We start from the raw sequence: 22774 nt of genomic DNA on the forward strand, positions 1-22774 counted from the left end.
ATTTGAATGATTTGAACAATTCAGGGGGACTAACTTTTATAACAAGCCATCAAGAAAAACAATGATTACTAATGACAGAAAGCAAATCAATGGGACTATGGTCAGCTACATCAATTGGTGTTGGGGCCATGGTAGGTGCGGGAATATTCTCAATATTCGGAACAGCAACCCAGATATCCGGTAATGCAGTCTATATATCATTCATAATTGCCGGAGCAATTGCTTTGTTAAGTACTTATTCCTACGCAAAACTGGGAGTCAGATATCCATCAGCAGGCGGTCCGGTTGAATTTCTGATTCATGGTTTTGGTGACAGGATACTCACCGGAGCTTTGAATCTGTTATTGTGGACAGGATACATTTTCGGACTGGCATTATATGCAAAAGGATTTGCTCTTTATGCCCTGACTTTAGTTCCAGTTGCTTCGACAGGCCTATGGACAAATATTTTTGCCACATCAATAATAGTCATTTTCACAGCCGTCAATTTTATCGGTGCAAAGGCTGTTGGAAAGTCAGAACTTTTTATAGTATCAATTAAAGTAGGTATACTTCTGCTTTTTGCAGTTTCCGGCCTCTTCTTCATAGAACCTTCCAATCTTTCAATTTCAGAATTCCCATCAACCTCAAATATCCTTTTTGGAGCTGGCATAGTATTTCTGGCATATCAGGGATTCGGGCTTATAACCAATGCAGCAGAAGACATGGTTGACCCTAAAAAGACACTTCCACGGGCATTGTATCTCAGTGTGATCATTGTGATTTGTATCTATGTGCTTGTGAGCATCACAGTTATCGGAAATCTGTCAATTTCCACAATATCAACAGCTAAAGATTACGCTCTGGCTGCTGCTGCACAACCTTTCCTGGGAAATTCAGGATTTACAATTATGGCAATTGCGGCTCTATTTTCAACATCATCAGCCATTAATGCATCTCTGTATGGTGGTGCCAACGTGAGTTATCTTATTGCAAAAGAAGGTGAATTGCCTGCTTTTTTTGAAAGGAAGGTATGGAACAGAAGTACAGAAGGGCTTTTCATCACATCAGGTCTTGTAATTCTATGTATCAATCTTCTGAACCTGGAAGGAATAAGCATGATTGCAAGTGCATCTTTGCTTGTAATATATGTTGCAGTAAATGCTTCTCATCTGAGACTGGTAGCTGAAACCGGCGCAAAACGCTATCTTATATGGGCATCTCTTCTTAGCAGCATAGTTTTTTTTGTGATACTGGTGTATTATGAAATATTAAATTCAATAACAACACTGGTGGTTTTTGCTTTTGTCCTTGCACTATGCTTTATAGTCGAATGGGCTTACAGGAACTATTCAAGCAGAATACTAAAAACAAGAACCAATGGCGGTAAAACTTATGAGTGATGATTCGTCAGCAAAAAGTATAGGACTACTTTCAGCCGTTTCAATAGGTGTTGGTGGAATGGTTGGCGGAGGAATCTTCGCAGTTCTCGGACTTGCCGTTAAACTTGGCGAAGGAGGAACACCTATTGCTTTTATGCTTGCAGGTCTGGTGGCACTAATAACATCTTACTCTTATGCAAAACTCTCAGTCCGCTATCCATCGGAGGGTGGAACAGTTGAGTTTCTTAACCAGGCATTTGGTTCAGGTATGATAACCGGAGGACTGAATGTACTGCTCTGGCTGAGTTATGTTGTTATGCTATCACTTTACGCTTATGCATTTGGCAGCTATGGTTCGACATTTTTCCCGGATTCCATGCAGTCAATTTCACGACATGTTCTTATTAGCGGAATTGTGATATTGATGACAGCAATCAATGTTATTGGTTCTAAAGTTGTAGGTAAATCAGAAGAATGGATTGTAGCATTTAAGGTTGCAATTCTTGCAATATTCATAGGTGGAGGACTCTGGAGTATAAGGGCACAACCTGTCCAGGTAACTTTAGGTTCAAACCCGCTTCAACTTGTAGCAGGCGGCATGATAATTTTTCTGGCATACGAAGGATTCGAACTAATAGCCAATACTGCAAATGATATCAAAAACCCTGAAAAAACTCTACCCCATGCTTACTATTCTGCTGTTCTATTTGTCATCCTGCTCTATGTCCTGATAGCATATGTGACAGTTTCAAGTGTTTCCACCGATACCATTGTTCAGGCACAGGATTATGCTCTTGCAGTTGCTGCCAAACCTTTCCTTGGAAGTTTTGGCTTCAACCTGATTGCGGTTGCAGCTCTTTTATCTACAACTTCTGCAATCAATGCCACATTATATGGTGCTTCACGGGTAAGCTATATTATTGCAAAAGATGGTGAACTGCCGGAAGTATTAGAGAAAAAAATATGGAATCGTCCTGTTGAAGGGTTACTGTTGACTTCAGCTATGACTCTGTTTGTGGCTAATCTCTTTGACCTTTCCAGCATTTCAATAATGGGCAGTGCAGGTTTCCTTTTGATATTCGGTGCAGTGAACGCTGCAAACGTTCGTCTTCATAAAAGAACCAAAGCTAAAAAATGGATATCAATTACCGGTATAGTTGCATGTGTCATAGCTTTACTTACACTTATCTGGTATGTGCTTACAAACTCTCCTGCTGATATCTATGTATTAATAGTCATGGTATTCCTTGCATTTGCAATTGAATATGCTTACAGAAAATATACAGGCAGGAAAATAAAGAAGATTCATTTCTTCTGAACAGGAAAAATTTAGTAATTACTGGATTTAGATGTTTAAATAATTAAATATTTAAAAATTGAGACCTTCAACTTTTGATTCAACAGGTATGACGAATTCAAAAGTGCTGCCTTTTCCGGGTTGACTCTTAACCCAGATTTTTCCTTTATGCATTTCCACATACTTTTTAACAATTGTAAGGCCAAGTCCGGTTCCACCCTGTTCTCTGATGTTATACTTGCTAAGTTGTTTGAATGGTTCAAAAAGCCGGTCAGTATTCTCACTGGAGATTCCAATTCCATTATCCTTAACACTGGTATGGATCATATCACCGACCTGTTTGATATTAATGCTTACTGTTCCTCCCTGTTCAGTGAACTTGATGGCATTTCCTATCAGGTTGTAAAGTATTTGCTTGAATTTAGTTCTGTCTGCATTCATTGTAAGGTCAGGCTCAACACTGACTTTGATTTTTATGTTCTTTCTTTCAGCAATAGGTATTATTGTGGCTCTTACTTCTTCAACCACATCGCCGACACAGAACGGACAACAACAAATTTCCATTTTCCCTGCTTCCATCTTCGAGAAATCAAGAATTGAATTTATAAGTCCCAGCAGGTGTTTTCCACTATTGGAAATGTGCTCAACATACTCTGATTGTTTATCATTCAGCTCACCTACTATTTCATGTGTAAGAATTTCAGAGAAGCCGATAATTGAGTTAAGAGGAGTTCTCAGTTCATGGCTCATGGTTGCCAGAAACTCGCTTTTACTTGTGCTTGCATCTTCTGCCATTTGTTTTGCATTAATCAGGGCTTCTTCTGCATTTTTCCTCTCAGTAATATCCCTGCACACACAGAAAATTAATTTTTCTTTTCCAAAGATTGCACCATTTCCACTTACTTCTACATCAATAAGAGTTCCATCCTTACATCTTTGTCTTGTTTCATGAGTTACGCCAACTTCATCTGCAAGACTTATCATTTCTATTAACTGCTCGCGGGTGTATTCGGTATCCCAGTCCCACATATAAAGAGAGGTGATCTCTTCTTCCGTGTATCCCAGCATGCTGGCAAATTTCTTGTTCGCCTCAAACACTTTTCCATTGTGGTCAATAATAACAATCCCATCTGCAGACTGTTCAATAAGGATGCGTCTTTTCATGGCTTCCATTTCAAGACCTTTTTCAGCGAGTTTGCGATCACTTATATCCTGAAGAGAACCGGTTACTTTCACAACCTTGCCGTCAAAAATCTTAGGGTGTCCGGTGGTTCGCACCCATTTATGATTGCCTTTTGCACTAATAAGTTCAAGTTCAAGGTCGTAAGGTCTTCCTCTCTCAATAACATTTTTGATTGCTTCTTCAATGATTTCCCTTGAGCCTGGCGGGTAAAATGTAAATCCGAAATCAGTGTCAGTTGGGATTTCAGGATCAAGTTCGTGTATTTTTGCAACTTCAGGTGTCCATTTGCCTTTTCCTGATTCGACTTCAAATTCCCAGCCACCTATTTTTGCAATCTGGCACACATCATTCAGGAGTTCTTCGCTTTCTATAAGTTTATTCTTTGTTTTTGTTATGTCAATATGGTGCAAGAGAACGCCAGTAGGTGTTTCACTGGAAAGCGGATGAACTTTTAACAGGAACCATCCTATATTGCCATTGTACTTGTAGGAATATTCAGTCTTAAAAGAACTTTTCTTACCACAGATGACTTTTTTAATCCCTGCTTCTATGATTTTTGTCTTTTCCTTACTGTTAATGTTAGGATTTTCACTACAAAATGCAAAAAAATCAGAACCTTCTTTGCATTGGCCGTCGGGTTCATGTTTCTCAGAAAAGTGCTTCCAGGCTTTATTAGTAAAAAATACTTTTCCATCCGGCGAAAGTATGATTACCCCGTCATCCCAGAGGTCTATTGATTTTGTATCGAAAACAAAATTTGATTTTTTATCATTTTTTGCAGGCATCATCAAGGCACCATTTAATTATGCCTTTTTTATAGAACTAATTGTTTATATTCTTTGTTAAAAAGTTCATCAAAATAGCAACAAAATCAAAATATTACGGAATAGGCCATTAATTAATATTTTAAGCATCAACATTTATGTTTTCATATTCCGGCTCTTTTGGTATTGTGAAAGTAAAACTGCTTCCATCGCCCGGTTTGCTTTGGACACTTATACGACCTCCATGCATTTCTATGAATTTTTTAGTAATGGCCAGACCGAGGCCTGTTCCTTCAAGTTCATGATTCATGTACGGCTTTATCTGCTTAAAAGGCTGGAAAAGCTTATCCATATCAGCTGTGGAAATACCAATTCCTGTGTCCTGTATACTAATACTTATTAATCTGTCATCTGTACTGGCTTTTATTGTTACTTTTCCTTTTTCAGGAGTGAACTTAATTGCATTGCTTGCGAGGTTGTAGATTATTTCCTGTAATTTAGTCCTGTCAGCAATTATCGTTTCAGGCAGTGAAGTTAATTCAAGATCCAGATCCACACTCTTTTTAATTGCCAGAGGTGTTAATGACATCTTTACTTCATTGATGGAGTCTAAAAGATAGAATTGTTCGTAGTTGAGTTCCATTCTGCCAGCTTCTATCTTTGAAAGATCCAGAATATCATTAATCACATTCAGAAGATGCTTCCCACTTTTAGAAATATAGTCAATATACTCAGCCTGTGCCTCGTTTATTTTTCCAAAATCCTCTCCCTTCAGAATTTCTGAAAAACCAATTATGGAGTTCAGAGGTGTTCTTAGTTCATGGCTCATTGTTGCCAGAAATTCATTTTTGGTCAGACTTGCCTCCTCAGCAGTTATCTTTGCTTTCAAAAGCTCATCAGCATATCTTTTCTTTTCTGTTATATCCCTGCAGACACAAAACACAAGTTTTTTCCCACTGTATGCCATGAGATTTGAATTTATTTCGATATTAAGGATAGTTCCATCTTTACATTTCTGTTTTGTCTCAAATAGTACTCCCCTGAAATCAGAACAATGGATCATTTCCAGCAGTTGCTGCCGATTAAAATTAGCATCCCAGTCCCACACATACATTTTCTGGATTTCTTCGACGGTATATCCCAGCATTTCAGCAAAAGCACGATTTGTCTCAAAGACACTTCCATCCCCTTCCAGAATAACCATTCCATCCCTTGATTCTTCCATGAGAAGACGACGCCAGTGTATTTCCTCAGAAAGTGCATTCTCAGATTTCAGACGCTCAGAAATATCTTTAACAATGGCATAATTGTATTCTTTGCCATCATAAACCATATGATTGACAGTAACCTCAACAGGGAGAAGCGTTTTTTCCTTTGTCAGAGACAAGGATTGGAAAGTAAAACTCTTTCTTTCTTTTACCAGTTTCCAGCTCTCTTCCCATTTTTCAGGTGTCAAATCAGGAGATATATCCGTTACTGACATGTTTAATAGTTCTTCTTTAGAATAACCAAGTAGGCTACAGGCAGATTTATTGACAAAGAAGAATTCTCCATTTGATCTTGTCCAGAAAACGGCATCACTGAAATTCTCAAGTGAGAAACAGGCAAGTTTCAATCCTTTTTCAGCTTTCTTACGTTCGGTCAGGTCTCTTACAAATGTGCAATCGTATTCTTTGCCTTCATAATTCATATAGTTGGAAATGACCTCTACCGGACATATTTTTCCGGATTTTGTAGGAATGGTGGTTTCAATGAGTAATGTTTTTTCATTACACAGTTTTTCCCAGTGCTCATCCCACATTTCCTGTGTAATGCTTTTATCAAAGTCAAATATTGACATTGATAGCAGTTCTTCCCTGGGATATCCTACCAGATTGGATACACCTTTGTTGATGAAAAATACGTTCCCATTCTTTTCCAGCCACGCCACGGCATCGCTGGAATTTTCAAGGGAATGACTCGCTTTCTTCAATTCATCTTCTGCATTTTTTCTCTGGGTTATATTCCTGCCAACACCCAGTACGCCTATCAATTGTCCATTTTCATCATGAACCGGACTTTTGATGGTTTCCAGCCATACTCTGTGGCCGTCGTCGGCATATACGACTTCTTCTTCAAATACAATAGGATTTCCTGCATTTATCGCTTTTCTATCCATCTCGACAAAAAAATCTGCAACTTTTTTGTCTACGAAATCATAGTCTGCTTTTCCAATGATTTCTTCTTCTTCAGCACCATAGAGATGTTCGAATTCGGCATTGCAGGCAAGGTATTTACTATTTACATCTTTCAGCCATACAAGGTCAGGTATCGTGTCCAGTAATGTGCGCAATTGCCCTCTGCTTTCAAGCAGGTCTTTTTCTCTTTTCTTGCTTTCTGTCAGGTCTCTTACAAAAGCACAATCGTATTCTTTTCCTTTGTAATCCATGTAAGCAGATGTGATATCAACAGGACACATCTTGCCGGATTTGGTTTTCAATGAAGTTTCAATATGGAAAGTTTTCTTATTCTTTATTTTTTTCCAATGCTTACTCCATGTGTACTGTTTAAAGAATGGATTTATATCGCATACAGATTTTGAAAGAAGTTCTTCTTCTGAATACCCAAGCAGTTCACATGAGGCTTTATTGACATAAAAGATACGGCCAGTTTTTTCCATCCGGAATACTGCATCACTTGAATTTTCCAGTGAAAAACTTGCCAGTTTTAATTCTTCTTCATCTTTTTTGCGTTCTGTAATGTCTCTGCATATGCACAGAACCAGTTTCTTTTCAGAAAAATAGATAAAATCAGATGCAATCTCAACATCTATATGTGTGCCATCTTTTCTGTATTGGCGTGTTTCAAAAGGTCCTCCTTTAAAGTCATCTGTAATAAGAAGTGTCACTAATTCCTCTTTTGAATATCCTTCTGCCCAGTCCCATATATGCAATGTTTTCATTTCTTCCAGAGTGTAACCAAGCATTTTAGCAAAAGCAGGATTTGCTTTGAAAACTTTTCCTTCCAAATCCAGGATTACAATTCCGTCTCTTGACTCTTCCATCAGGCTGCGACGCCAGTTCACTTCATCTGCCAAAGCCCTTTGGGCTTTTTTGCGTTTGCTTATGTTTCGAATCACTGCACAGTTGTATTCATTTCCATAATAAACCAGATAATTTGCCGTAATTTCCACAGGGTAAATTTTTCCGCTGCAGCAGCGGTGAGTAGATTCAAAAGTAACATGCATGTTCTTTTTAAGGTATTTCCAGTGTTCATTCCATAAATCCTCGGAATAATTAATATCAAAATCCTTGATATTCATACTGAGTAATTCTTCCTCTGAATACTCAAGAAGCTCAGATGCAGCTTTATTCGCATAAAGCAAATCACCGAATTCATTTACCCACAGAACAACATCGGCATTGTTTTCAAGTGAGAATGAGGATAGTATTATCTTCTCTTCGGCTTTTTTTTGCTCGGTTACATCCCTTACCACTACATAGTGGATATCATTTTTATCAACAAGCGGAGCACTTCTGTATATTTTAACATCACGAATGTCACCGTTTGCAAGCATGTGTTTTGAAAAAAAGTAATTTTTATCTTCGGCAATCTTGCATTCAATGGGAAGGTCGTTTCCTGCTATTTTACTTAATTCCATTATATGAACGTCTATGTCCTGGATACCCATAGCTTTTAGTTCTTCCTGGCTACACCCATAAAATTCAGAAGCAGCTTTGTTGGCATCCAGTATTTTACAGTTGTTTTGATCAATTAACAGTACCACAGCTTTTTCATTTTGAAATAGATCTTTATATGTTTCTTCATTTTTAAGAAAATAGTCAATCAGTGTTTCTTCATTGCACAGGAATGACAAATCGTATCCTGAATGCTCCAAATGATGAACTTTTTTTTCCATAGAATCATCTACCCCGTTCAAAAGTCAGATGTGTCACTGCAAAGAAACCCGGCATATTAGACCAGATAAAATGCCAGAAGATAAGTTCATTTGAAATCCTGATACTTTCAAAAGCAAACCCTATCTTTTGCTGACGCAATCAACCCTGTAAATATTACTATTAAACCGGCTCTGTAGAAAACCTACTTCGGATTTTATTTTAGCATACTAATTTAAAAATAATAAATCCCCTGAGTATTACTTACCACAGAAAACACAAAGGGGATGATTGTGTTTTGTCTAATAAGTACTTAAAGTTTGTTGATACAGCGTTAGCTGTATCAGGAAACTCACACCTGCAAATTTATAGTTGTAAATATTCTAAAAGAAAGTATACTCAACACCAGCTATTGACACTAGTTTTGTTGAAAGAGTATCTTGATGAGGATTATCGAGATATCGTTGAAATTGTAGAATTAATGGATAAAGTCAAAGAAAGAATTGGACTTAAACAAGTTCCACATTTCACTACACTCCACAAATTCATTCAGAGATTAAAATCTATTTATTTCAATGGATTATTGCATCAAACATTGAAACTGTTTTATTCACATGGTGAACAAATAGAGATTACTGCTGTTGATTCAAGTGGATTTACAAGTGGCCATTGTAGCTACTATTATTCCTGGAGAACAGGAAAGAAACGAAGATCTTTCCTGAAAACAAGTATCTCAGTTGATACTGGAAAGTTCATTATTACTGGTTTCAAGATATCAGGCAAGCCTGTTCATGATGCAAAGCATGCAATGGCATTGCTGAAGCAATGCCATAAGAATCGTAAATCCAAGTACTATGTCATGGACAAAGGGTACGATTCTGAAGAAATACATTCATTAACAAGAGAACAACTTGAATCCATAGCCATGATTCCTTTGAGACAAAGAAAGAGGAAGAGAATAAAAGGAGTGTACCGCAGAAAAATGGTATGGGAATTTGATAAAGATTTGTATCATAACAGAAATCTGGTTGAAACAATGTTCTCTGTCCTGAAAAGGAAATATGGTGAGGAAATTAGGGCAAAAAAGTATTGGAATCAACTGAAAGAAGTAAAATTCAAACTATTAGTGCATAACCTTGACAGATATGTCATGGTTATACTTATTGTCAAAATAAGGATTTCTACAGAGCCATTAAACCTCTAATATTTATAGATGAAGGATTTGATTCGACAAATTTCACTCAATTTTCAGTGTATGGAAAAAGTAATATAAAAAATTTAAATTAAAGATTTTACAATGATTTATTCAGTGTGATCCAGAAAACACTTCCCTTTCCTTCCGGATTATTTTCCACACCATATGTTCCGCCATGCAGTTCTATTATGCGCTTTACAATAGCAAGCCCCAGTCCTGTACCTTTAATTCCTCTTTTATCGGCACGCTGGAACCGATTAAACAATAATATTTTATCGGAATCCGGAATTCCTGCACCACGATCGGTAACAGCCACCTTCCACATATTTCCTACATCACTGAAAGTAATATCTATGATACTGTTTAATGGACTATACTTAATGGCGTTGGATAACAGATTAGCAAATACTTCCTCAATAACAGGATTTGCCCTTGCAGGGCAGCAAGTTTGTCCATAGACGTTTACAGTCTGTTTGTTATTTTCGCTTTGATCCCTGAATCCATCGATGACCATTTTAAACACAGGTACCAGGTCAATGACTTCAAAGTCTATATCTTCCTGTTTCTGAAGTTTTGCAAGAGTTGTGGCAGTTTCAAGCAGCTCTATGAGCCTGTCATTATTGCTTTTCACTTTCAGTGCCAGCATTCTTGCCTGCTCGTCTTTAATTGTATCAAGCAGTTCTTCTGTGTAGCCTTTGATAACACTTGCAGGCGTGAGCAGGTCATGGCGTATGATATCTGTGAAGAGGTCTTTGAGGTCATTTGACTTTTTGAGTTCGCCTGCATACCTTTTAAGCCTGTCTTCTGCTTTTTTCCTTTCAGTTATGTTCCTGGCAACAGAAAGGATCGCCTGCTCGCCTTTATATTCAATAAGCCTGGAATTAAGTTCCAGTGGGAGTGTGGTTTCATCTTTAAGTATAAAAGTAATTTCAAAAATCACACTTTTTTCCTTGATAATACGTTCAGTATAACTGTCCATCAATTGTTTCATTTCAGGCTTTACAATGTCAACAGGAGACATTTCAAGCATTTGTTCTTTTGTAAAACCTGTTGAGGATACCATTGCTCTGTTTACATCTACAAAATTACCATACGGTTTGCAAATATATATAAGGTCATCTACATTGTTGAGTATTGTCTTAAGGTTCTTTTCGGATTCAACCAGCATTGCTTCTATTCTTCTGTTCTCTGTAATGTCCTCTCCTGAACTGATTACGCCTATACGCTTTCCATTCTCATCTTCAACCGGGACATCATGCCAGAATATCAGTCTTTCTTCACCGTCTTTTGTTAAAAGGTAATTTTCAAAATACTTAGGAGGGTCCAGCTCGTGGTTGATTACCTTGATAAAATTACTTCTGGTAATTTCCCTGACACTATCCGGCAGGAAACAATCAAACCAGTTCTTTCCTACTATCTCGTCTTTGTCATATCCGAGAACTTCAGCTCCTTTGTTATTAACAAAAATGACATTAAGATCAGTATTCACAATTCCTATGATGGAACCTGCAACATCAAGATAATTGTACAGCTTATCCCTTTCTCTTTTGAGAAGGTCTTCAGTTCTTTTCCTGTCACTTATGTCTCTGATAATGAGAAGTTCTGCCTTCTCAGCTTCGTAATCGATAATTGAACCATTAATCTCAACAGGAATATTTCCATTGTCTCTGGTTGCAATGTTAATGTCAAAGATTTCTTTTTCTGCAACCTTACTGGTACACAATTTGAGCCATTCGGATGCTCCCTGCTCATCATTTGCAGGACTGAACTTCATGTAGCTCTGGTTGATTATTTCATCATGGTCATAACCAGTGAGTTCAGAAATCATGGAATTAGCAAATTTAATGATCCCATTCTGTATGATGAGGATACCATCGTTTCCTTTTTCAACAATGGTTGAGTATTTCTTTTCAGATTCATGCAGTCCCTGAACTGCGTTTTTTGTTTCAGATATATCTTTGCCCACACAAATGAATAGCTCTTCTTTCTCACTATCCAATGGCTTGCAGGTTATGCTCATGGGTACTCGTTCTCCACTTTTGCAAAGGTGCTCACATTCAAATGTAAAATGTCCGTTCTCAACCGTTTTTTCTATTATAGGTGGAACATCTTTACTTACGGAACATTGGGCCATAAGTCCGGATATATTCATTTGATGAAGTTCATCTGATGTATATCCGGTACATTCTTGAAAAATGGTGTTAAAATCTACGATGTTAGTTTCAGAATTAATAACAAAAATATAATCATCAAGTTTGTTGTAACAATCCCTCATTTCTCTTTCAAGGTTCTTCAGTTCCATTATTTCATTCCTGTTTTCAAAAGCAAGTGTTACAAATCTTGTGAGTACACCAAGTTGTTCTTCATATTCTTCAATCCTGCTTTTGTTATCTTTTACATCAGGAAGAAGTCCTTTTAATTTGAATTCTATAAAACCCTCACTTTTTCCATTAATGACAATTTCATTAATAAGTGACATGTCATGATCAGTACAATCCGGATGCTGACACTCTTTTCCAAACATCCCTATTTTTATGGAAACCAGTTCTGATTCATCAAAAAAAGTTATAACTTTGTCTGCAAGTAAACTCAGAGATTTTTCTACTGATGGCTCTTTTAACAATATTCTAAAGACATCTGTTATATTATTTATAATCTCAACATCTTTTTTTGAGTATCCATTCATCTCCCATTTTCCCCATGAGCAAATAAATGGCAGGTGCTTTCGCTAAATGCGTTATATAGCAATCTCCACACTAACCTATTCATTCTATGCTTCTTTAATTTATAAATATATCTACTTAAAGGATTTTTATAAATATGTCTAAATTTATTTGAAACTTATTATGGTTGATGAGATAAATAAACAAGTTTGGCACAAAAACTTAATACTCTTACGTATGCATTAAAAACTTATAGCCTTTTCAGCTTAATTTTAATTATACAGGTATTCCCCTACAAAATCTGTGTCAGCGGATGAAGCAGATTCTATTATCTCAAGGAAATCAGCATTGTTAATATTAGTTGATTCCACAAATTCTATGTTTGCCTGTTGCAGTGCTTCTACACCAATTGTCTCATATAATGTGTATGTTAGTGAGAATGCTTTCTTGTATCCATAATCCACATGCTCTTCATTATCACTATTGAGGGTTTGTGGTGTGTTCCAGTCGGAAAGCGGGAAGTCATGTTCATCGTGGAGATCTTCGTATTTTTGAAGGAAGCGGTCACGTCTTGATTCTGCGGCGTCAGGTTCCATCTCACTGAGAACTATGTATGTGTACAGGTCTGCATAACCTTCATCCATCCACAACTGGTCAAAGTTGCAGGCACGTGTCCAGTAGTGTGAAAGTTCATGAACAAGTATTCCATGATTGGATGTGTAAAGAAGCCAGATTCCGTTTCTCCCCTGATTATAGCCCCCATAACCACCGGTTTCTGTCAGGTTTGCCTGTGTTATTGTAATATTATACTCGGGAGGATATGCAAAACCCCATTTTTCTTCAAGAAGCTCAAGGCTTTCAATGCTAGTCCGCATGATATCCTGTGCCCACTGCTCTTCGCCTTCCCAGTATCTGACCTCAATGTCCACATCACGTTCTGTAAGGTGGGCTGTATCTTTTAATGTAAGGCGAGGTGAGGCTCTTACAGAGTTGACAGTACATGCTTTTTCCCAGTTTTGCCCCTTTTCAAAAATGTAGACACTGGAATACAATTTATCTTCTACTCTGTAATCATCCCTGCTAAGCTGGGTTTCAAAGTCATCCGGTACTTCCAGGGTTACTTCAACATTGTCACCGTATTCATTTAATGAGAACACAGCTGTATTCTGGTTTACTTCAATTTCGTAAACAACCTGGAATGTGTAACTTTCCTCATACCATACCTTGTTGTTGAAATAAAAGACGTAATATCCTTCTGCTGATTTACTGAATGCCATGCTGTTCTCATCATCAAAAACCTCAATGTTGAGTGCTCCATCAGGAAGGTAGGAATTGTAGCTGGAGTAAAATCCTCTCCAGTATTTAGTATCAGGATTGTTGTTGTTAAATGTGATCTCTTTTGATACTTTTACCATTCCCTCTTCAGGAATAAGTTCATAATTTGAGCTTATATCGGTGATGATATCACCGCTTGCTGCTGAACTTATTGTTATGGTACACAGGAGCACCAGAAGAACTGTTGTTCCTGTGAGTATCTGACGTTTTTTAGAAGATCTCATCACTATCTAAGTGCAAGACTGAATGTACACGGTTTAAACCGTTATGACATTAAAAATTGATTTGTGTACATGAAAATAGAATGTTTGTGCATAGAATTAAAATAATTCAGTCAAAATTATAAATTTATGTGCAGATCTCGATGTATGTATGTAGATATACACGCATCAATCTGTGATTATGGGGTCGGTTCCTGTTAGCGTGTGGCATAATAGCAAACCATTTAAAGATGTACTCCTATGAGAGGATATTTTGCGGAGATATTTCCATGAGATACTGGCAGCCAAAATACGAAACTATGAAAAAGGACGAACTTGCCGAACTACAACTAAAACGCTTAAAAAAGACGGCTGCGGCAGTCTATAATAACGTTCCTTTCTACAAAGATAAGTTCAGGCAGCTTGGCATAACTCCTGATGATATAAAGTCACTTGATGACATCAGCAAATTACCAACAACAAGAAAAACTGATCTCAGGGATAATTATCCATTCAATCTTTTTGCAGTGCCAAAAGAGGACATAGTACGAATTCATGCATCCTCAGGTACAAGTGGCAAACCAACAGTTGTTGGTTATACTAAGAATGATATCGAGAACTGGTCAGATCTCATGGCAAGGAACCTCACAATGGCAGGTCTTGACAGCAGTGATGTTTTTCAGAATGCAGTTAATTACGGGCTTTTTACAGGCGGTCTTGGTTTCCATTATGGTGCTGAAAGAATGGGCGCCATGACAGTGCCAAGTGGTACGGGAAATACAGCCAGGCAACTTGAGATGATGATTGACTTCGGTGTTACAGCTGTTCACTGTACTCCTTCTTATGCACTTTATCTTGCAGAAACAGCAAAGGACATGGATATTGTAGACAAACTTTCCTTAAAAGTAGGTTGTTTTGGCGCAGAACCATGGTCATCCAATACGAGAAAACAGCTTGAAAATGCTCTTAATATCAAAGCATATGATTCATATGGCCTTTCAGAACTCATGGGGCCAGGTGTTGCTTTTGAGTGCGAGGAGCAGGACGGTCTTCACATATGGAGTGACCATTTCTATGTTGAAGTTCTTGACGAGAATGATGAGCAGGTTGCAGAAGGTGAGAAAGGAGAACTTGTACTCACATCCCTGACCAAAGAAGCTCTTCCGATAATAAGATACAGGACCGGTGACATTACACGTCTTCTTGAGAGTGAATGCTCATGTGGTCGTACAACACCACGTATTTCAAGGCTTCTTGGAAGGGCAGATGATATGCTCATTGTAAGAGGTATCAACGTGTTCCCATCACAGATTGAGGATGTCATTGTGGATATTCCTGAAGTCACAGAACATTTCCAGGTTATTCTTGACAGGAATGCCAAGATGCTTGATGAAATTACTGTCAGGGTAGAGCTTGAGGAGAATGCATTCACAGGTGAACTTAAAGACCTTGCAGCTGTTCGCAGGCATGTAGAGAACGAACTCAAGAGTGTGCTCAATATCAGGACAAATGTGGATCTTGTTGAGAAAGGTTCTATCCCAAGAACAGCAGGAAAGTCACAGAAAGTTGTCGACAGAAGAAGCATCCTATAATTGCTTTTAATAAATATTAATATCAAATCTCAGGTGAAAGAATGCCACATGTTATGGAACTTCTTGGAAAAGCCAGAGTCGTTGTAGAGAATGAAAAGGTTGTAGAGGTTGGTGAACCTTTAATCGGCTGGTGTCCTATTTTTGACAAAGCCCGAGGTATAACTGAAATCACAAAGGAAGAGATCAGGAAAAATATGGAATTCCGCATAAAGGATTTCGGTCTCTTTACAAACAAACGTCAGCTTGACATGGATATTTTCGTAGGTTTTGGCGCATCAGAAACAATGATGACAGGACTTACCAGTGGTCTGCTGGATACAACTGTTACCGCATGTGATGGTGCAGGAACAGTAATTTCCAATAATCCAAATCTTGTTCAGGGAATCGGAGCACGTATCTCCGGTCTTGTTGAAACAGAACCTATTGATGAGACTATTAACGGAATAAATGAACGTGGTGGAATTGTCCTTGACCCTTCAACTGCCAGAATCGACCCTGTTGCAGGAGTCAGAAAAGCAGCACAACTTGGCTACAGGAAAATAGCTGTTACCGTTGTTTTCCCGGAAACTGCCAGACAGTTGCGTGATCTTGAAAAAGAACTTGACATTGAGCTTGTGATTATAGGTGCACATGTAACGGGTATTAACAAACAGGCAGCACAGGGCCTGATTGATTCAACTGATATCCTGACAAGTTGTGCCTCAAAGCATGTACGGGAACTTGTACAGCCATTGGTTCAGGTTGGCAGTGCTGTTCCTCTTTTTGGACTTACAAAACGTGGAAAGGACTTGCTTCTTGAAAGGGCAAAGGAAGTCGATTCTCCTCTGTTTGTCAGTTCATCAAAACTTCCATCATTACCTGAAACAAAACAACCAAGAGAACTGGTTTGATAAACCAGCTTTCTTTTTTATTGGTATTATTGTTTTTAGCCGATTAACACGTAACTTCAACTAAATTTGAATTCTATTTTTCAGGAATCTGAAGTTTATTCTTCTTCCTGTACGTCATCCCATTGAATATCGCAACGGTATCTCCCTGGTCATCTGTAATGTTTACAACGTAGGTTGATATTTTCGGGTTGATGGATGTTTCCTTTGCTTCTGCATAAAGAGTGCCTTCTACTGCGGCTTTGACAAAGGATATGTCGGCATTGATAGCAACAGCAACAGTCCCATAGGAATTTGAAGCAGCAGCAAATGCCATATCTGCAAGTGTAAATATTGCTCCGCCGTGCACAGTGCCCAGGATATTGTGATGTCTTTTTTCTATCCTCATTTCGGCTTTAGCATAGCCTTCTGAGACTTCAGTTATTTTCATGCCGGAATTTGATGCGAAACATTCCTGAGAAAAATATCTTTGGATATCATTCATGTTTTCCATAAAAACCCTCATTGAGTGATGTCCCACTCAGTTTGTTTTCTTCATACTTATATTAGTTGTTAATTGGTCGGTTAATTGTTTGCAGATAATATCTGAGATGATTAATCATGATAAATAAGGGTTAGCTATATATACAAATAAGATATAGTCTATCATGATAAAACATGACAGAATATTACGTTAATCACAGCCCATACAGTTTTGGAACATTCTTCCTTTCACTGATGATCGCTCTCATAACCTATTACTCATTCCTCAGCTACCACGGTGTAGTTTGATTTGTACCACAAAGAAGGATTGGGTCTATTTGGGGACTAGTGTAGAAAAGAGCATAAATGGATGATACGATCCATTTGCTCTTTTCCCTTCATATGTCATCAATCTACAACAACATTTGTTAGTTGTTTTTTTATTGTGCCTGGTTCTTGTTTCTATCATTTTCATCATTTTCTTATGTCTTTCCTTTATTCAAAGTTCAGAATACATAGTTATATTTAAGTTTTAACAAACATTTAGCATTTAATTAATATATATCTTCAATTTCTTAGTATGTGGCGTTTTAATATGGATATATATTTTTGACAATATAAAACACTGCTAATTTTTGGGCTGTTTTGCAAAATATTTATATTGCACTGAGTAATTGCTTTACTTTACAGGACAAAAAAATTGCTACTTACGGACCGGTTAAAAGGCAGACAATTTATTTGTTTACCATGGGCTGTTTGAAGTGACAATTAGAGTAGGGGTAATAGGTGTGTTAGGTAATGATAAAGTAGATGATATTGCTGATTTGGACTCAATGGATATACCCGACTCGGTAAAACGGGAATTATTTCAAAAAACAGCTCTTCTTTCAGGATTGCTTCGTTCCGTTCCTGATCTTGTTTTTTTTAAGGATACAGATGGTATTTTTCTTTCATGCAATGAAATGTTTTCCAGATATGTAGGTAAACCTGCAAGCGAGATTATAGGAAAGACGAGCCATGATATTTTTGACAGAAGCAGAGCTGACTTTTTCCGCTCTAACGATAAACGAGTGCTTGAATCCGGCCATTCTTATAAAAGTGTGGAATGGATAGACCGTGCCGATGGAAAAAGAATTCTTCTTGAAACGTTTAAAACCCCACTTTTTACTGAGGAACATGAACTCATAGGTGTTGTTGGTGTCGGTCGTGATATAACTGAGCGTAAGCGTGCCGAGATTGAGTTAAAAGACAAGAAGAATGAACTGTTCCAGATAGTAAATGGAAGTCCTATTCCGGCATTTGTGATTAACAAAGATCATGATATTATATACTGGAACAAAGCCTGTGAGAATACAACAGGCATAAAATCCAAAGACATAATTGGAACCAGAAATTCCTGGATGCCTTTCTATGATAGTAAAAGACCGGTACTTGCAGATCTTATTGTTGATAATTGTCTTAATGACATAGAAAAGGTATATGGTGATAAAAAGCTGCAACCTTCTTTTGTTGAAGGTGGTTACCAGGCAGAAGATTATTTTGACGTAATTGGCAGATGGATTCTTTTTACTGCTGCTCCTATAAGGGATCATAACAATGAGATCATAGGAGCAATCGAAACACTTCAGGATATCAGTTTGTCCAAACAGGCTGAACAGGCAATGCTGGAAGCTAAAATGCTGGCGGAGAATACTTCACGCACAAAGAGCGAGTTTCTCTGCAATATGAATCATGAACTTAGAACTCCCTTAAACCTTATTCTGGGGTATGCAGATCTTCTTCTGGCAGAAGAAACCGGAACTCTGAATGAAGAACAGAGACATTTCTCTGAGATTATCAAATTCGCAGGGTCCAGATTCCTGGACCTGGTTGATTCTTTGATATACATTGCTGAGATAGAAGAAGGAAAAATGGAACTTGATGTTGATTTATTTTCAGTCCCAAATCTTATGTCTGATGTAAAGAGGATGCTAAGTTCTCAAGCACTCAAAAAAGGTGTAAGTCTGGAGTTTGATATTCATCCTTCTGTAACAGTTGTATATGCTGATAAGTCCAAGATAAAAACAATTTTGCACCATCTGATCAGTAATGGGATAAAATTCACACCATCCGGTGGAACTGTTCTTGTAATTATCAGACAGAACCAGAATAATGAACTTAAGCTGATTGTAAAAGATGATGGAATAGGTATATCAGAAGAAGATCAGAAGAGACTGTACAATGCTTTCGTTCAGCTTGACTGGTCGCTTAACCGTAAATTTGAGGGTTCCGGGCTTGGTCTGAGTATTGTCAAGAAATTTGTGGAAGCACAGGGAGGCACAATCAGTCTTAAAAGCAAACCCGGTGAAGGAAGCACATTTGAAGTACTCTTGCCACTGTCTTCCTCAGAAAACTCCGGTGTACTTGGAGACATGTGCAATAGTACGGAATATCTTGAATAGATGTAAATTTTCAGAGGATTTCATCATCCTCTATTTCCACATCAAGCACTTCCAGCTTAATCTCTTCCCCGTTTCCATTAAAGCACTTCCAGTTATCCGGTCCGAAAGGGTGACCAACTATTATATGGTGGTTTCCGGTTTTGCTGAACAGCCGGAGATCAGCCTTTGAAGGTCTTATAATGGAACTGGGATGGCTGTGTACAGAGCCAACAGCGGAGATATTTGGCATCATAAAGAGTTTAAGAACTGCATTGATTTCACTGGACTCAGTTCCTGGAAGTATAAGTACATCCGTAATAATGCCATCTTTTGTTTCCAGAAGCCCGGCAAATTCATTTGGAAAAGTTGATTTGCTAACCTCCATGATAAAGTCCAGAGTTTCTCTGGCAATTCCCTTTATTGTTTCGCTCATCTGTTAATTCTACACATGGAGAACATATAAATTTTTTCAAAACACTATTATTATGAGAGGATCATGAGAGATTGAAGACAAGCTAAAAATGATTTCAGGTGTTGGCAAATGGATGAGAAACCAAAAGTAATACTTTGCAGGGAAGGAGATAATACTCTGGGCGAACGGTCACTTGAATTACACGAGAACGCCGGTGGAGTTATCGGTACATGCGGAAAAGTTCCTCTTAATAATATTGAAGACCTGAGCCTTGCGTATACTCCCGGAGTAGCTGAACCATGCAGAAAAATAGCAAAAAAACAGGATGATGTCTATAAATACACAATGAAACGTAATTCTGTGGCAGTTATCAGCGATGGATCGGCGGTTTTAGGTCTTGGTAATATTGGTGCACATGCAGCGCTTCCGGTAATGGAAGGAAAAGCATTGATATTCAGGGAACTTGCCGGGATAGATGCAGTCCCAATTTGTATTGATACTACAGATACTGAAGAAATCATAAAAACAATCAAAAATATCGCACCTGCATTTGGTGGTATAAATCTGGAAGACATAAGTGCTCCAAGATGTTTCACTATTGAGGAAAGGTTGCGAAAAGAACTGCCTATTCCTGTATTCCATGATGACCAGCATGGAACCGCTGTTGTTGTAATTGCCGGTCTTCTGAATGCCCTGAAAATCACAGGTAAAAAGATGAGTAAGATAAAAGTGGTTGTTTCAGGAGCTGGTGCTGCAGGAAAAGCAATAGCATTAAAGCTTATACTTGCAGGTGCAAATCCCGAAAAATTACTTATTTGTGACAGTCACGGAATTATTCATAAAGGTCGAAAGGAAGGCATGAATCCTGAGAAAGAAGACCTTGCGGAAGTAACCAATAAGCACGTTATCAAAGGTACACTTGCAGATGCAATGCAGGATGCTGATGTATTTATTGGTGTTTCCGCACCGGGTATTGTTAGTGGGGAAATGGTTGCATCCATGGCTTCAGATCCAATTGTCTTTGCCATGGCAAATCCCGTCCCTGAAATAATGCCGTCTGAAGCTAAAATGGAAGGTGTGAGGATTGTTGCCACCGGACGTTCGGATTGTCCGAACCAGATTAACAATTGTCTTGGTTTTCCGGGTCTTTTCCGTGGAGCCCTTGATGTCTGTGCCATTGACATTACACCTGAAATGGAAATGGCTGCTGTGTATGCACTTGCCGATATTGTAAAGGATGAAGAGCTGGACGAGAACTATATAATCCCGGGTCCGCTTGACAAAAAAGTTGTGAAAACAATTGCAAAAGCAGTTTCAAACGAAGCTATCAGGAATGGTGTTGCAAGAAGTTTCTATTAAGCATTCGTTTTTCGGATCAACAGGAAGAAAAATATGCACACTTGTACCTTTCCCTTCTGTTGACTCGACCCATATCCTGCCATTATGTGCGTCAACCACTTTTTTAGCTATATGCAGTCCAATTCCGTTTCCTCCATATCTGCGGGTGGAAGAACCATCAATTTGATAAAACGGATCGAATATTTTCTTTAATTCAGAAGGCGGAATTCCAATTCCAGTATCGCTTACTTCAATATGAATTCCATCATCAATCTCACAGGCAAGGATTTCAACATTGCCGTTTTCAGGTGTGAATTTTAGAGCATTATCTATCAATTTATACATTAGTTGCGGAAGGAAATAGACGTCACCATTTATTATAGGAAGATTTTCTGTTACCTTTTTCTGCAAATTTATTTTTCTTTTTGTTGCTTCGAACTCATGGTGACTGACTGCATTATCTATAACATTCTCCATTTGTATAGGATCGAATTGGTAACATGTTTTACCGGCAAGCACACTTGCCATATAAAGCAATGAATCGATAAGATTTCCAAGTTTTTTGGAACTGTTAAATATAGCATCAACTGACTTTTTTTGTTTTTGGTTTAAATTCCCAATTTGATTATCAATGAGTATTTCGCTGTATCCGCGGATAGAATTAAGTGGAGTTTTGAGTTCGTGACTGAGATTAGATATGAATTCATATTTCATTATCTCCATGGATTTTAGTTCCTCATAGGCTCTTATCAGTTTCCTGTTGCGCTCATTCAGTTTATCCTGAGCCTCCTGCTGTCCAATGGCACTGCCAATAATGTTAGCCACCGCACCAAGAACCGTAACGTCTTCTATACTCCATTTTCCTGTGTCTTTGACATTATCAAGACCAATAAACCCGTTCACTTTCCCGCTTACATAAACAGGAAGCACAAGCAGTGAAGTTATATCCTGCATCTCCAGGATCTCTTTCTCTGCAGAGGCTTCAGGAGGCATTTTTGCTACTTCTTTAACATGAATTATTTCATTTCTTCCGATTTTATCCATCCACCAGGGAAACATGTCCTGTGGCAGATCCTGAAGATTATCTTTCTGGGCTTCAACTCCTTCCTCATTCCATTCGTGTGTATTGCTCATGGTTAAATTTTCATCGTCAAAACGGAACAGGTAAGCGCGGCTTGCTCCGCATACATTGCATGTTTTTCCAAGAGATTCGACAATAACTTCATCCAGATTATCAGGTGCAACAAGGGCGGAGGAAATAAAAGATATTACTTTTTCTATCTCCAGTTTTCTATGTAAAAGCAGGCCTGATTCGTTTTCATCAATATCAACGCAGAAATTCTCTTTGTTTTCAAAAGAGAAACTGCGATCTTCAACATACCATGCAAATAGCTCCTTCTTGGAATTACCGGTTCTTGCATCAACTTTTTTGCATCGAATATCTTTTTCGATATTTAGTTTTGTATTCCATTTGCAGGTAAATATCTGGTCATTCTCTATTTCAGGAATGCTATTTTCTGAATTATTGTTGTCATTGTGGGAATTGCAGCAAAAAACATTATCCATGGATAATCCATATATTTCTTCTATGGCAAATCCTGTAATTCTGGTAAATGCAGGGTTACAGTAGTGAATGTATCTCTGCATGTCTGTAAGTAAAACTCCCAGTGGAAGCTCTTTGTACAGGGTAAGTTTATCCGGACTAATAATAGACTGGTACTGTTCACATTTTCCAGCATCAAACGAAGATTCAGTTACTGTTGAGTTGTTCTCCTTGCAATGCATTTCTC

The 22774-nt window shown here is 38.1% G+C and carries 14 protein-coding genes; 7 read left to right on the forward strand and 7 right to left on the reverse strand.

Features of this window, described 5'->3' with window-relative positions; translation table 11 throughout:
* The first annotated feature begins 71 nt into the window (after window positions 1–71).
* Both METTI_RS13730 and METTI_RS13735 read left to right on the forward strand, forming a co-directional pair.
* Complete coding sequence (locus tag METTI_RS13730) at window positions 72–1382, forward strand: APC family permease (RefSeq protein ID WP_023846433.1); 1311 nt, start codon at window positions 72–74, stop codon at window positions 1380–1382.
* A complete protein-coding gene (locus METTI_RS13735; RefSeq protein WP_023846434.1) occupies window positions 1375–2679 on the forward strand; it encodes an APC family permease in 1305 nt (434 codons plus the stop codon). Before METTI_RS13730 ends, METTI_RS13735 begins: the two co-directional genes overlap by 8 nt.
* A 51-nt stretch (window positions 2680–2730) precedes the next feature.
* Here METTI_RS13735 and METTI_RS15370 read toward each other — a convergent pair whose 3' ends face one another.
* Both METTI_RS15370 and METTI_RS13745 read right to left on the reverse strand, forming a co-directional pair.
* Window positions 2731–4629, reverse strand: a complete 1899-nt coding sequence (locus METTI_RS15370) for a PAS domain-containing sensor histidine kinase (protein WP_023846435.1) — start codon at window positions 4627–4629, stop codon at window positions 2731–2733.
* Window positions 4630–4747: 118 nt separating this feature from the next.
* Window positions 4748–8503, reverse strand: a complete 3756-nt coding sequence (locus tag METTI_RS13745; protein WP_023846436.1) for a PAS domain-containing sensor histidine kinase — start codon at window positions 8501–8503, stop codon at window positions 4748–4750.
* A gap of 275 nt (window positions 8504–8778) precedes the next feature.
* On the opposite strand from METTI_RS13745, the gene METTI_RS13750 reads away from it, so the two are divergent.
* Complete coding sequence (locus METTI_RS13750) at window positions 8779–9684, forward strand: IS5 family transposase (protein WP_023846437.1); 906 nt, start codon at window positions 8779–8781, stop codon at window positions 9682–9684.
* 88 nt (window positions 9685–9772) lie between these two features.
* Here the strand turns inward: METTI_RS13750 and METTI_RS15375 are convergent, their stop codons facing one another.
* Both METTI_RS15375 and METTI_RS13760 read right to left on the reverse strand, forming a co-directional pair.
* On the reverse strand, window positions 9773–12361 hold the full coding sequence (locus tag METTI_RS15375) for a PAS domain-containing sensor histidine kinase (RefSeq protein WP_023846438.1): 2589 nt from the start codon (window positions 12359–12361) through the stop codon (window positions 9773–9775).
* Window positions 12362–12610: 249 nt separating this feature from the next.
* Complete coding sequence (locus METTI_RS13760; protein ID WP_023846439.1) at window positions 12611–13897, reverse strand: M1 family aminopeptidase; 1287 nt, start codon at window positions 13895–13897, stop codon at window positions 12611–12613.
* A 266-nt stretch (window positions 13898–14163) separates the two neighbouring features.
* On the opposite strand from METTI_RS13760, the gene METTI_RS13765 reads away from it, so the two are divergent.
* Both METTI_RS13765 and METTI_RS13770 read left to right on the forward strand, forming a co-directional pair.
* The gene (locus METTI_RS13765) at window positions 14164–15465 is read left to right on the forward strand and encodes a phenylacetate--CoA ligase family protein (RefSeq protein ID WP_023846440.1); all 1302 of its coding nucleotides are present in this window, start codon (window positions 14164–14166) and stop codon (window positions 15463–15465) included.
* A 41-nt stretch (window positions 15466–15506) separates the two neighbouring features.
* Entirely contained in the window at window positions 15507–16355 is an 849-nt protein-coding gene (locus tag METTI_RS13770) for a methanogenesis marker 8 protein (protein ID WP_023846441.1), read from the forward strand.
* 73 nt (window positions 16356–16428) lie between these two features.
* Here the strand turns inward: METTI_RS13770 and METTI_RS13775 are convergent, their stop codons facing one another.
* Window positions 16429–16845: a PaaI family thioesterase gene (locus tag METTI_RS13775; RefSeq protein ID WP_023846442.1), complete on the reverse strand. Its 417-nt coding sequence runs from the start codon at window positions 16843–16845 to the stop codon at window positions 16429–16431.
* Between the two features lie 757 nt (window positions 16846–17602).
* On the opposite strand from METTI_RS13775, the gene METTI_RS15380 reads away from it, so the two are divergent.
* The gene (locus tag METTI_RS15380; protein WP_052324345.1) at window positions 17603–19255 is read left to right on the forward strand and encodes a PAS domain-containing sensor histidine kinase; all 1653 of its coding nucleotides are present in this window, start codon (window positions 17603–17605) and stop codon (window positions 19253–19255) included.
* Window positions 19256–19265: 10 nt separating this feature from the next.
* Here the strand turns inward: METTI_RS15380 and METTI_RS13785 are convergent, their stop codons facing one another.
* Window positions 19266–19667 (reverse strand): metalloprotein, encoded by a 402-nt coding sequence (locus tag METTI_RS13785; protein ID WP_023846444.1) that lies wholly within the window; start codon window positions 19665–19667, stop codon window positions 19266–19268.
* A gap of 108 nt (window positions 19668–19775) precedes the next feature.
* On the opposite strand from METTI_RS13785, the gene METTI_RS13790 reads away from it, so the two are divergent.
* Window positions 19776–21005, forward strand: a complete 1230-nt coding sequence (locus METTI_RS13790; protein WP_023846445.1) for an NAD(P)-dependent malic enzyme — start codon at window positions 19776–19778, stop codon at window positions 21003–21005.
* Here the strand turns inward: METTI_RS13790 and METTI_RS15385 are convergent.
* Window positions 20961–22769 (reverse strand): ATP-binding protein, encoded by a 1809-nt coding sequence (locus METTI_RS15385; RefSeq protein ID WP_023846446.1) that lies wholly within the window; start codon window positions 22767–22769, stop codon window positions 20961–20963. The genes METTI_RS13790 and METTI_RS15385 overlap by 45 nt on opposite strands.
* Window positions 22770–22774: the final 5 nt, after the last annotated feature.

This window comes from Methanolobus tindarius DSM 2278, assembly GCF_000504205.1.
Taxonomy (GTDB): Archaea; Halobacteriota; Methanosarcinia; order Methanosarcinales; family Methanosarcinaceae; genus Methanolobus; species Methanolobus tindarius.

Excerpts from the sequence above, each read along its gene's own strand:
- METTI_RS13785 (WP_023846444.1), bottom strand. The coding sequence starts at position 19,667 with ATGAGCGAAACAATAAAGGGAATTGCCAGAGAAACTCTGGACTTTATC.
- METTI_RS13770 (WP_023846441.1), top strand. The coding sequence starts at position 15,507 with ATGCCACATGTTATGGAACTTCTTGGAAAAGCCAGAGTCGTTGTAGAG.
- METTI_RS13765 (WP_023846440.1), top strand. The coding sequence starts at position 14,164 with ATGAGATACTGGCAGCCAAAATACGAAACTATGAAAAAGGACGAACTT.
- METTI_RS15375 (WP_023846438.1), bottom strand. The coding sequence starts at position 12,361 with ATGAATGGATACTCAAAAAAAGATGTTGAGATTATAAATAATATAACA.
- METTI_RS13760 (WP_023846439.1), bottom strand. The coding sequence starts at position 13,897 with ATGAGATCTTCTAAAAAACGTCAGATACTCACAGGAACAACAGTTCTT.
- METTI_RS15385 (WP_023846446.1), bottom strand. The coding sequence starts at position 22,769 with ATGCATTGCAAGGAGAACAACTCAACAGTAACTGAATCTTCGTTTGAT.
- METTI_RS15370 (WP_023846435.1), bottom strand. The coding sequence starts at position 4,629 with ATGATGCCTGCAAAAAATGATAAAAAATCAAATTTTGTTTTCGATACA.
- METTI_RS13790 (WP_023846445.1), top strand. The coding sequence starts at position 19,776 with ATGGATGAGAAACCAAAAGTAATACTTTGCAGGGAAGGAGATAATACT.
- METTI_RS13775 (WP_023846442.1), bottom strand. The coding sequence starts at position 16,845 with ATGGAAAACATGAATGATATCCAAAGATATTTTTCTCAGGAATGTTTC.
- METTI_RS13730 (WP_023846433.1), top strand. The coding sequence starts at position 72 with ATGACAGAAAGCAAATCAATGGGACTATGGTCAGCTACATCAATTGGT.
- METTI_RS13745 (WP_023846436.1), bottom strand. The coding sequence starts at position 8,503 with ATGGAAAAAAAAGTTCATCATTTGGAGCATTCAGGATACGATTTGTCA.
- METTI_RS13735 (WP_023846434.1), top strand. The coding sequence starts at position 1,375 with ATGAGTGATGATTCGTCAGCAAAAAGTATAGGACTACTTTCAGCCGTT.